Raw genomic sequence first — 10,900 nt, 5'->3', positions numbered from 1 at the left:
GGGCGGGCCCTGCCGGGGCCCCCCCCCCAAGTTCCGCCCCCCCCGGCCGCTGGCCCCTGGGTCCGGCGGACCCGGCGGGGGGCACCCCGGGACCGGCGGACACGGCCGTGGCCCCGCCTCCCGGAGGTCCGGGGGGCGGGGCCACGGTGGTGCGGCGCGGGCCGGGGCGGCGTCAGCCGGTGGTGAGCACCAGCTTGTTCTTGGCGGACTTCTCCACCGCGTCCGCCGAGTACGACCAGGTCAGCAGCTCGCCCTTGAGCCAGGTGTCGGTCTGGTCGTTGTAGTTGGGGTGGAACGCGTGCCCGGAGGCCCCGCCGACGTTGACCCAGCGCGAGGCGTCGAAGTCCTTGAGGTCCACGACCATGCGCATCGACGGGATCCAGTCGACCTCGTACCCGGCCGCCGCGTTCCAGCCCGCCGCGTCGACCGCCGCCGAGCCGCCGGAGAGGCGGTAGGGGCCGCGGTTGAGCAGCTTGTGGACCAGCCCGGAGGCGATCGACGAGTTGTCGGTGCCGAGGGTCTGCTCGCGCAGGGTCAGCGTGTGCAGCCGGCCCCAGCTCCAGGTGGAGATGTCCTTGCTGAGCAGCGCGGTGAGGTCCTGGCGGGCGTTCTTCATCGCCTCGGCGAGCAGGTTCTCCATCCCCTTCTGCTCCTTGTGCTGCGAGTCGATGTACGTCCACCAGCCGCTGTCGGGCTTCTCCAGCTGTCGGCGCACGACCTCAGTCCAGCGGTCGCCGCCGTCGGGCTGGGCCTTGCCGGGCTCACGGGTGCCGCACTCGGTGACGATCGGCGCGGGGCCGGCGTCCGGCTTGGTGGGGTCGCGCTGCTGGCGCACCAGCAGGCAGTTCTGCTCGGCCCGCAGGTCGGCCGGGAACTTCTGGCCGAAGGAGAGGCTGAGCAGCTGGCGCCAGACGCCGTTGTAGTAGGCGGCGGCGGCCGAGTCGGCGTCCTGGTGGTAGTTCCAGTCCTTGAGCAGGTCCTGCGCCTCGCGTACGTACGGGTCGTCGATCTGCACCTTGAGCAGCAGCGGGACGAGCGTCTTGGCGAGCACGTTGGTGTTGTCGAGCTGCATGGACTGCATGTCGTCCGGCGAGATCTTGCCGTTGTTCTTGAGCTTGGCCTCGATCTGCTCGGTGATCTGCTTGGCGCGGGTGCCGTACTCCCAGTCCTTGGTCAGCAGGTACTTGTACGACTCGTCGACGACGGCCTGGTTGGCGGTGACGATGTAGCCGGCCGGCGGGTTGAGGGCGTAGGGCAGCGCGTTGAAGGGGATCGGGTCCTTCTTCCACCGCGAGGAGGAGTCCCAGCCCGGGGCCGGGTAGGTGCCGTCGTGGCCGGCGCCGCGGACCGGGATGGTGCCGGGGGCCTGGTAGCCGATGTTGCCCGCGGTGTCGGCGTAGACCAGGTTCTGCGCGGGGACGGCGAACTTGCTCGCCGCGGCGCGGAACTCGGTCCAGTTGTGGGCGCGGTTCAGCTGGAAGACCGCGTCCATGGTCTGTCCCGGTTCGAGCGCGGTCCACTTCAGCGCGACGCCGTAGCCGGTGGTGGAGCGGTCCGGGGCGGCGGTGCCGTTCGGCGCGTACTTGCCGATGTTCTGCTGCTCGGTGCTCTGGTCGGAGATGAGCGGGGCGCCGTCCTCGGTGGTGCGGACGGTGATGGTGCGGTCCTCGCCGCCGGCGACCTTGATGGTCTCCTTGCGCAGCTTGAACTTCACGTCCTTGCCGTCGACCTGGTAGGTCTCCGGGCCGGTGACCTTCTCCAGGTAGAGGTCGGTGACGTCGGCGCCGAGGTTGGTGAAGCCCCAGGAGACGTTCTTGTTGTGGCCGATCACCACGCCCGGCATGCCGGCGAAGGTGAAGCCCGAGACGTCGAACTGGCAGTTCGGGCCGGTGTTCCGGCAGTGCAGGCCCATCTGGTACCAGACCGAGGGCAGGCCGGGGCCGAGGTGCGGGTCGTTGGCCAGCAGCGGCTTGCCGGTGGTGGTGTGGCTGCCGGAGACGACCCACGAGTTGGAGCCGATGCCCTGGCCCTGGCGGCCGAGCAGCTGCGGCATCGCGTCGATGCGGTCGGTGACGTCCTTGAGCAGCGCCTTGGTGGCCGCGGCGCCCTGGGTGGTGCCGGGCGTGCCCGGGGCGGCTGCAGCGGCCGTCGGGGCGGTGGCGCCCTCGGCGGGCTTGTAGGTGTCGTTGGAGACCGAGCCGGTCTTGACGATGGTGCCGTTGCGGGCGAAGGGGTAGTCCGGGTACAGCTCGGCGATCTTCTCCGGGGAGAAGTCCTGGGCGAGCAGCGAGCGGTCGATCTCCTCCTGGAGGTTCCCGGAGAGGTTCCAGGCCATCGCCTTCAGCCAGGCCACCGAGTCGACCGGGGTCCAGGGCTCGGGCTTGTACCCGCTGTTGACGACGCCCAGCAGCACGTACTCCAGCGAGGCGCTCTCGCCGCCGGGGTGCTCCTTGAGCCAGGCGTTGACGCCGTCCGCGTACGCCTGCAGGTACTTCTTCGTCTCCGGCGCGAGCTTCTCCGCGTACTCGCGCTCGGCCACCCCGCGCCAGTCCATGGTGCGCAGGAAGGAGTCGGTCTCGACCTGGCCGTCGCCGAACATCTCGGAGAGCCGGCCGGCGGTGATGTGCCGGCGGACGTCCATCTCCCAGAAGCGGTCCTGCGCCTGGACGTAGCCCTGGGCGCGGAAGAGGTCCTCGTCGGAATCGGCGTAGAGCTGCGGGATGCCGTTGGCGTCCCGCTTGACGTCCACCGGCGCGCCGAGGCCCGCCACCTTGATACTGCCGGAGACTTCGGGGAAGGATGCCCGCACCGCGGCCACCCCCCGGTATCCGCCGTAGCCGGCACCGGCCACCAGCAGCACGACCAGCACGATCACGATCAGACGGGCGCGCCGGAACTTCTTCGAGCGGGGCATCTGGGTCCTTGCGGTCCTCGACTGGGGGGCGGGCGGGCGTGTCAAGGGCACTCGGCCGTGACAGGGCACCACATTAGGCGGACTCGGCTGGCGGGCGTGCACGGGGGACGTCCACGGTGGAATCCGCGAGCTCAGCATGCGGACCGTGGGACAGGTGAAGCTAAAGATATGGCAAAATATTAGACTGAGTAACGATCCGTTAGGAAACCAGTCGGTTTCCGACCCAGACCGCCCACAGCCCGCCGAGGTGCCCCTGCGTGAACGTCGCCGACCTGAACGAGCTGCTCCTAGAGTTCTCCGTGATCCTGCTGGTCGCGGTGGTCGCCGTGCGCATCTCCACGCGATCGGGGCTGCCCAGCCTCCTGATCTACCTGGGCATCGGTGTCGCCCTCGGCCAGAACGGCCTCGGCATCACCTTCAACAACGCCGAGCTCACCCAGGTGCTCGGCTACGCCGCCCTGGTGGTGATCCTGGCGGAGGGCGGCCTCAAGGCCAACTGGCGCGACGTGAGACCGGTGATGCCGGCCGCGACCGTCCTCGCCACCGTCGGCGTCGGCATCAGCGTCTTCGTCACCGCCGCCGGGGCCCACTACCTGGTCGGCCTGGACTGGCGCGCCTCCCTGCTGCTCGGCGCGATCGTCTCCTCCACCGACGCCGCCGCGGTCTTCTCCGTCCTGCGGATGGTGCCGCTGCCGCACCGGCTGACCGGCCTGCTGGAGGCCGAGTCCGGCTTCAACGACGCCCCCGTGGTCATCCTGGTCGTCGCCTTCGCCACCACCGGCGAGTTCGACGCCTGGTACGTCCTGATCGGCACGATCGTCGCCGAGCTGGCGATCGGCGCCGCCGTCGGCTTCGCGGTCGGCAGGATCGGCGCGTACGGCGTGAAGCACGTCGCCCTGCCGTCCTCCGGCCTCTACCCCATCGCCGTCCTGGCGCTCACCGTGCTCGCGTACGCGGGCGGCGCGCTGCTGCACGGCTCCGGCTTCCTCGCCGTGTACATCAGCGCGGTCATCCTCGGGAACTCCAAGCTGCCGCACGGCCCGGCCGTGCGCGGCTTCGCGGACGGCCTCGCCTGGATCGGGCAGATCGGCATGTTCGTCCTGCTCGGCCTGCTCTGCACGCCGGAGACGATGGGCTCGGCGGTGGTGCCCGCACTGGTGATCGGCACGGTGCTGGTGTTCCTGGCCCGGCCGCTGTCGGTGGTGCTCACCCTCGCCCCGTTCCGGCTGGCGCCGCGCGAGCAGGCCCTGCTGAGCTGGGCCGGACTGCGCGGGGCGGTGCCCATCGTGCTGGCCACCATCCCGATGGTGGCGGGCGCGCCGAGGGCCCAGGAGCTCTTCAACATCGTCTTCCTGCTGGTCGTCGTCTTCACCCTGCTCCAGGGCCCGACCCTGCCCTTCGTCGCCAAGTGGCTGCGGATCTCCGAGGGGTCGATGGGCCAGGACCTCGGCATCGAGTCGGCCCCGCTGGAGAAGCTGCACGGCCACCTGCTGTCGGTGGCGCTCTCGCCGAACTCGCGGATGTCCGGCGTCGAGATCGGCGAGCTGCGGCTGCCGACCGGCGCGGCGGTGACCCTGGTGGTGCGCGAGGGCAGCAGCTTCGTCCCCGACCGGGCCACCGTGCTGCGCGGCGGCGACGAGCTGCTGGTGGTCACCACCGACGAGGTCAGCGAGGCGGCCGAGCGCAGGCTGCGCGCGGTCGACAAGGGCGGCAAGCTCGCCGACTGGCTGCACGGACGACAGATCTGAGGGCTTCACCTGCCGTTCGCCTTGAATAAAGAGGACAGGTTTGGCATCTACCTGTATTGTTGGGGGAAGCGCGACATCTACGCGCGTATAAGTATGATGGTTGAGACACCCCCAACATCTGCCTGAAGCAGAGTTGGCGCGACCGCTCGGCGGCTGCGGCCCGGCCCACGGCAACCCTCGCCGGCCAGGCCCGGTATCTACCCCGGTCGACGCGCGAGAGGACGACTCTCGGCGCCGTCGGGGCCACCCCTTGCCCCACTGCGCTACCAGGCAGCAGGAAGGACCGACCGTGACGGCCCGCCGAACGGTCGACAACGCCGCGGTCGAGAGCACCGCGGTCAAGGGCGCTGCGCTCCGGGGCACTGCGGCTGCGGCCCGTGCCACCGGCGCGAGCGATGCCCCCGAACAGCCCGGCACGCCCGCGCGCGTCGGGTACGGGGCGCTGCTGAGCACACCCGGAGCCTGGACGTTCCTGGCGCCCGCCTTCGCGGCCCGGCTGCCCTACGCGATGCTCAGCCTGGGCATCGTCCTGCTGGTCCTGGACACCCACGGCTCATACGGCACGGCCGGCGCCGTCGCGGCGGTCTCCGCCGTCGCCCAGGCGTTCATCGGCCCGCAGACCGGCCGGCTCGCCGACCGCTACGGGCAGGCCGCCGTCCTGGTACCCAGCGTCGTCGTGCACGCGCTGTCGGTCGGCGCGCTGATCGCCCTGGCCCTCGGCCACGCGCCGGTGTGGAGCCTGTTCCTGGCTGCGGCCCCGGCCGGCGCCAGCGTGCCGCAGATCGGCGCCATGGTCCGGGCCCGCTGGGTGGCCAAGCTGTCCTCGCCGTCCGGCTCCTCCTCTCCGATGCTGAACACCGCGTTCGCCTTCGAGTCCGTGACCGACGAGTTCACCTTCGTCATCGGCCCGGTGCTCGCCACCGCCATCGCCACCACGGTCAACCCCTCCGCCGGACTGATCGCCGAGGCCGCGCTCACCGTCGTCGGCGGGCTCGCCTTCGCCGCCCAGCGGCGCACCGCCCCCGCCCGGCACCCGCACAGCGCCGGCACCCGCCGCGCCTCCGCCCTCGCCTCCCCCGGCGTCCGGCTGCTGGCCGGCTCGTTCCTCGGCGTCGGCACCGTCTTCGGCGCCATGCAGGTCTCCGTCACCGCGTTCTCCAAGGCCGCCGGGCAGCCCGGTGCGAACGGCATCGTGTACGGCATCTTCGCCGGCGGTTCCATGCTGGCCGGCGTGCTGTACGGCATGATCGCCTGGCGCCGCACCGCCCGCTCCCGGATGCTCGGCAGCTACGCGCTGCTGGTGATCGGCTGCTCGACCCTCTGGGCGATGCCCAACCTGACCACGCTGGCCGTCGCCGGACTGGTCTGCGGCCTCGCCATCGCGCCCACCCTGATCACCGGGTACACCCTGGTCGAGACGCTCGTCGCGGACGGCGCCAAGACCGAGGCCTTCACCTGGCTGACCGGCGCCATCGGGCTCGGCCTGGCGGCCGGTTCCACCGTGGCCGGGCAGCTGATCGACGGCTTCGGGACGTGGGCCGGGTTCCTGGTGCCGGTCGCCGGCTCCGGGCTCGGGCTGATCGCCCTGGTCCTGCTGCGCCACCTCCTCGTGGCGCCGCGCACCGAACCGGCCGCGACCGCCGCCGGGGCCTGGGCGTCGACCGGCGCCGCCGTCCCCGCCGCGGGGACGGTTCCGGCCGCGGCCCTCGGCACGGACGGCCCGGGTGCGAGTGGTCCTGCTGCGGGCGGTCCGGAGCGGGCCGGTGCGGGGCGGTTGGTGGCCGCCGGGCGGGGGTGACGGACGGTGCTGCGGCGGCCCTCCGGCCGCCGCAGGGCCGATCCCCCGTCCCATCTCACACCTGAGTCGCTGGACTGACGCAGCGGAATGCCGCATCATTGACCATCGTTAGCACTCATCAGGCGAGAGTGCCAGGAGGAAGACAAGTGCCCACGTACCAGTACCAGTGCACCGAGTGCGGCAACGGCCTGGAGGCGGTGCAGAAGTTCACCGACGAGGCGCTGACCACGTGCCCCGACTGCCAGGGGAAGCTCCGCAAGATCTTCTCGGCCGTAGGTGTCGTGTTCAAGGGCTCCGGCTTCTACCGCACGGACAGCCGCTCCTCCTCCAGCAGCTCGGTGGGCTCGGGTTCGTCGTCGGCATCGTCGTCGCCCTCCTCGTCGTCCTCCTCCTCGGGCGGCACCGGCAGCTCGGGCGGCAGCTCGACCCCCGCCGCCAGCTCCGCCCCGGCGGCTGCCAACTAGTCGAGCCGGTCTCCGGCCCGCCCCGCGGGCCGTCCCCGGTCCAGGCTTTCGAAAGGCCCGGTCACCAGCGTCGCGACGCGGTGGCCGGGCCTTTCGCCTGCCCCGAAACACCCACCCGCCAACCCCGGTTCACTCGCGCGGGTGTACGAAGTTCTCCACAGGGCCGGCTTTTCCACAGGAACCGGATACGGGCTTTCCCCGCTCACCGGGCGGCGGCAGAGTGTGCGCCATGAGGACCCACTCCACGCACTCCGAGCACCTCCCCCGTCCGGCCTCCTCCGGCGCCGGGGACACCGGCGTCCCGGCGCCCGCCCCGGCCGTACCGCCGCGCCACGAGCTGCCGCAGTTCCCGCCGATCCGGGCCGGCTGCACCCGGCGCCACCGGCTCCGCCGGACCGTGCGCGGGCCCGGGATGCTGCTGGCCGCGGGCCTGCTCCTGGCCGGCGCCGCACTCGTCGCGGAGCCCCGGCAAGCGGGGCTGCCACCGCCCGCGGCGGCGCCCGCCCACCGAACGGGTTGTCAATCCGGCGATCCCGGAGATCACCCGTGACCTACTGACGACTTCGTCGTTCACGCGGCATGAAGGGCTTCAAGGAATTCCTGCTGCGCGGAAACGTCGTCGAACTGGCCGTTGCCGTCGTCATCGGTGCGGCTTTCACCAATATCGTCAACGCCTTCGTGAGGGGCGTGATCAATCCGATCGTCGGCCTTTTCGGAGCCAAGGATCTGGCCTCCTACAGCTCCTGCCTCAAGGGCCCCTGCGAGGTCGACGCGTCCGGGGAGGTCACCTCCGGCATCTTCATCCTCTGGGGCTCCGTGCTCAGCGCGGCGCTGCAGTTCCTGATCACCGCAGCCGTCGTCTACTTCTGCCTGATCCTGCCGATGACCAGGTTCACCGCCAAGCGCAAGACCCTCGCCGAGACCCAGGCCGAGGCGGAGGAGAAGGAGGTCGTCCTGCTCACCGAGATCCGGGACGCCCTGGTCGCCCGGCGCTGAGCCGACCGGGACGACCCCGACCCGCCCTCAGCCGCCGTGGTGCGGCGGGCGCTGGCTCAGGTACCAGTCCAGCCCCCGCCCACTGCTCGACCCACCCGGGCGCTCACCCCAGCCGCTGTCGGTGTCGTCCCGGGACTGCTGGTCCAGCGGGTCCCCGAAGACCAACCGGGCCTTCCGGGCGGCCGCCGCCCGCTCGGCATCCGGGGCGGGGCCGCTGCCGCCCGGCGCCACCCGCCCGTCCGATTCCTGCCCGCCCGATTCCTGCCCGCCCGACGCGTGTCCGCCCGGTTCCTGTCCGTCCGTTCCCTGCCCGTCCGACTTCTGTCCGACCGGCTCGTGCCCGTCAGCTGCCCGCTCGACCGGTTCCTGCTCGCTCACCGACCCGTTTCCCTTCGCCTTCGATCGCATGTCCGCCGCCGCCACTTGTCCGAAATCATCTCTTGCCCGAAGTCCGGTCCACCCCCCGGCACTCCCCGCTCCGGGCCGGCCACGACCCGCCACCACCCCGCCCCGCCGTCGACGAAAGCGCGGAAGCCCGGGTGCGGAGCGCTCCGCACCCGGGCCCAGCGGGGCCTCCGGTCCCAGGACCGGTCAGGCCGCTTCGAAGCCGGCGTGGTCGGCGATCCGCTTCAGCTCGGCCAGCGCATGCTTCTCGATCTGGCGGATCCGCTCACGGGTCAGCCCGTGCTGCTTGCCCACCTCGGTCAGGGTGCGCTCGCGGCCGTCCTCCATTCCGTACCGCGACCGGATGATCGAAGCCGTACGGTCGTCCAGCCGCCCGATCAGATCGTCCAGCTCCTCTCGGCGAAGCATGACCATCACCGCGTCCTCCGGGGAGGTCGCCCCGGTGTCCTCGACGAGGTCGCCGAACTGGGTCTCGCCCTCGTCGTCGACCGACATGTTAAGGCTGACCGGGTCACGCGCCCAGTCCAGCACGTCCTTGATGCGGGTCTCGGTGGTGTCCAGCTCGGCGGCGATCTCGGCGGGCTCGGGCTCGCGGCCCAGCTCCTTGGACTTCTCGCGCTGCACGCGCCGGATCCGGCCCAGCTCCTCCACCAGGTGGACGGGCAGCCGGATGGTGCGCGACTGGTCGGCGATCGACCGGGTGATCGCCTGCCGGATCCACCAGGTCGCGTAGGTGGAGAACTTGAAGCCCTTGGCGTAGTCGAACTTCTCGACCGCCCTGACCAGGCCCGCGTTGCCCTCCTGGATGAGGTCCAGCAGGGGCAGGCCGCTGCGCGGGTAACGGCGGGCGACCGCCACCACGAGACGAAGGTTCGACCGGATGAAGACGTCCTTGGCGCGCTCGGCGTCCTCGGCTATTGCTTCCAGCTCCTCGCGCTGCACGCCCTGGGGCAGTTCGTCCCCTTCCAGCAGGTGCTGGGCGTACACGCCGGCCTCGATCCGCAGCGAGAGCTCGACCTCCTCGGCGGCATCGAGCAGGGGCGTCCTGGCGATCTCGTCGAGGTACATACCGACCAGGTCGCGGTCGGCCTCAAGGTTGGTCGGGCGGGCCGCGCGAGTCCGGTCGGCCCTGTCGCGAACGACGGCACGGGTGGCCATGCTTGCTCCCTTTCGCTGGTGTTGCCGAGGTCTGCCTGCCTGCCCGCAAGGGCAAGAAGTGCGGGCCCCGCGGGGCTCACACGTAACGATCCAACGAACAGAATCCGGACAACATTCCCAAGTCACTCAGATTCTTCCAGCGATGCAGTATCCTGCCCGTTTTCACCCCCGTTGCGGACGGAGCGTGACCGGAGCTGCACTCCTCGTGCCATCGGGGCGCCCGCTTCCGACCGGGCGGCCGGCCCGCTCCGCCGACGCCCGCGCGGCCGGCCCCTCCCGGCTCCGCAGCCACTCCCCTGCAGTCGAAACCCCCGGGACGCGGCCGACGTTCCCGGCATCCGCAGATCCTCCGCACAAAAGATGCCAAATCGCTATCAGCCCACCGTCCGATCCCCACGACCCACGGGGAAGGTGTCAGCCATGCACCTGACCAACAGCGCGCCCACCATCACCAGGCGTGACCGCTGCCTCCTGCGGTACGCGGCGCTGTCGGCCTGTTGCGCCGTTCTCCTCGCAATCCTGGCCGCCCTCGTGCAGACCGGCTGGCAGCCCCTGGCCCGGCTCGACCGGGCCTGGACCGACGGAATGCACGACTACGCCCGGGCCCACACCGTCTGGACCGCCGCCGTCCAGACGCTCACCGACATCGGCGGCACCGCGACCATGCGGTCCGCCCTGGGGGTGGCCGCCTGCTGGCTCTGGCTGATCGGCGCACGGACGCTGGCCGGCTGGGTCGCCGCGCAGGCCCTGATCGGCTGGGCCGCCCAGTGGGGGCTCAAGAAGCTCGTCGACCGCGACCGCCCCTCCTTCCAGGACCCGGTCTCGCACGCCGCCGGCCCGGCGTTCCCGTCCGGCCACGCGATGGCCTCTGCCCTCACCTGCGCCGTCCTGGTCGGCCTGCTCTGGCCCCGCGCGCGGCGGACCGGGCGCACCGCGGCCTGTTCGGCGGCGGGTGCGATCGTCCTGGCGATCGGGACTAGCCGGATCGCCCTCGGCGTCCACTGGCCCTCCGACGTCCTCGCGGGCTGGCTGGCCGCCGGGCTCGTCCTCGGCGCCGTCACCGCGGCCGTCGAGCTCTGGCGGCCCGGAGCCCTCGCCCGGGACGTCCGGCGGGTGAACTGGCGCACCCGGCCGCGGGTCCAGCGCGTCCTGGCCTCCCGGCCGCCCGCCCCGACCTCCGACCCCGGCGAAACCCCCCACCTCGCTCCGGGCCCGACCGACGACCCGCCCCCGACCGTGCTCCCCCGCGCCTCCCCCACCCGCTCCGAGGGCTCCCGCTCCGAGGGCTCCCGACGCCGGGACGACACCGACGGTTGAGCGGCACGCCCGCGCACCCCGCCCCGAACCGCGGTCCCGCGCGGCCCGGGGCCGGCAACCCGGGGGCCCGCGGCCGGGAACGGCACAGGCCCCCTGCCCT

At 71.9% G+C, this 10,900-nt stretch carries 9 protein-coding genes; 6 read left to right on the top strand and 3 right to left on the bottom strand.

Going from position 1 to position 10,900, the window contains the following annotated elements:
- Positions 1–172 precede the first annotated feature (172 nt).
- Positions 173–2,914, bottom strand: coding sequence for a penicillin acylase family protein (locus ACWGB8_RS03130; protein WP_452209682.1), 2,742 nt, complete (start codon positions 2,912–2,914; stop codon positions 173–175).
- Between the two features lie 257 nt (positions 2,915–3,171).
- Here ACWGB8_RS03130 and ACWGB8_RS03125 point away from each other — a divergent pair, with 257 nt between their 5' ends.
- The 5 genes from ACWGB8_RS03125 to mscL all read left to right on the top strand — a co-directional run bounded on the left by ACWGB8_RS03125 (position 3,172) and on the right by mscL (position 7,920).
- A complete protein-coding gene (locus tag ACWGB8_RS03125) occupies positions 3,172–4,662 on the top strand; it encodes a potassium/proton antiporter (RefSeq protein ID WP_452209681.1) in 1,491 nt (496 codons plus the stop codon).
- 445 nt (positions 4,663–5,107) lie between these two features.
- Positions 5,108–6,460 (top strand): MFS transporter, encoded by a 1,353-nt coding sequence (locus ACWGB8_RS03120; protein ID WP_452209755.1) that lies wholly within the window; start codon positions 5,108–5,110, stop codon positions 6,458–6,460.
- A 146-nt stretch (positions 6,461–6,606) separates the two neighbouring features.
- Positions 6,607–6,924 carry an FmdB family zinc ribbon protein gene (locus ACWGB8_RS03115; RefSeq protein ID WP_452209679.1) on the top strand — a complete coding sequence of 106 codons (318 nt, stop codon included), beginning with the start codon at positions 6,607–6,609 and terminating at the stop codon, positions 6,922–6,924.
- A gap of 229 nt (positions 6,925–7,153) precedes the next feature.
- Positions 7,154–7,474 carry a hypothetical protein gene (locus tag ACWGB8_RS03110; RefSeq protein WP_452209678.1) on the top strand — a complete coding sequence of 107 codons (321 nt, stop codon included), beginning with the start codon at positions 7,154–7,156 and terminating at the stop codon, positions 7,472–7,474.
- A gap of 29 nt (positions 7,475–7,503) precedes the next feature.
- Complete coding sequence (mscL, locus tag ACWGB8_RS03105) at positions 7,504–7,920, top strand: large conductance mechanosensitive channel protein MscL (protein WP_452209676.1); 417 nt, start codon at positions 7,504–7,506, stop codon at positions 7,918–7,920.
- 27 nt (positions 7,921–7,947) lie between these two features.
- On the opposite strand, the gene ACWGB8_RS03100 is transcribed toward mscL, so the two are convergent.
- Positions 7,948–8,298 (bottom strand): hypothetical protein, encoded by a 351-nt coding sequence (locus ACWGB8_RS03100; RefSeq protein ID WP_452209674.1) that lies wholly within the window; start codon positions 8,296–8,298, stop codon positions 7,948–7,950.
- A gap of 213 nt (positions 8,299–8,511) precedes the next feature.
- The gene (locus ACWGB8_RS03095; RefSeq protein WP_452209673.1) at positions 8,512–9,483 is read right to left on the bottom strand and encodes a sigma-70 family RNA polymerase sigma factor; all 972 of its coding nucleotides are present in this window, start codon (positions 9,481–9,483) and stop codon (positions 8,512–8,514) included.
- A gap of 420 nt (positions 9,484–9,903) precedes the next feature.
- On the opposite strand from ACWGB8_RS03095, the gene ACWGB8_RS03090 reads away from it, so the two are divergent.
- On the top strand, positions 9,904–10,800 hold the full coding sequence (locus ACWGB8_RS03090; protein WP_452209671.1) for a phosphatase PAP2 family protein: 897 nt from the start codon (positions 9,904–9,906) through the stop codon (positions 10,798–10,800).
- Positions 10,801–10,900: the final 100 nt, after the last annotated feature.

Source organism: Kitasatospora sp. NPDC054939 (genome assembly GCF_053610105.1).
The sequence above is the reverse complement of the archived record's forward strand: the minus strand, read 5'-3'. Positions and strand labels throughout refer to the sequence as shown.

Coding starts and splice junctions, on each gene's coding strand:
- ACWGB8_RS03130 (WP_452209682.1), bottom strand. CDS start 2,914: ATGCCCCGCTCGAAGAAGTTCCGGCGCGCCCGTCTGATCGTGATCGTG.
- ACWGB8_RS03110 (WP_452209678.1), top strand. CDS start 7,154: ATGAGGACCCACTCCACGCACTCCGAGCACCTCCCCCGTCCGGCCTCC.
- mscL (WP_452209676.1), top strand. CDS start 7,504: ATGAAGGGCTTCAAGGAATTCCTGCTGCGCGGAAACGTCGTCGAACTG.
- ACWGB8_RS03095 (WP_452209673.1), bottom strand. CDS start 9,483: ATGGCCACCCGTGCCGTCGTTCGCGACAGGGCCGACCGGACTCGCGCG.
- ACWGB8_RS03090 (WP_452209671.1), top strand. CDS start 9,904: ATGCACCTGACCAACAGCGCGCCCACCATCACCAGGCGTGACCGCTGC.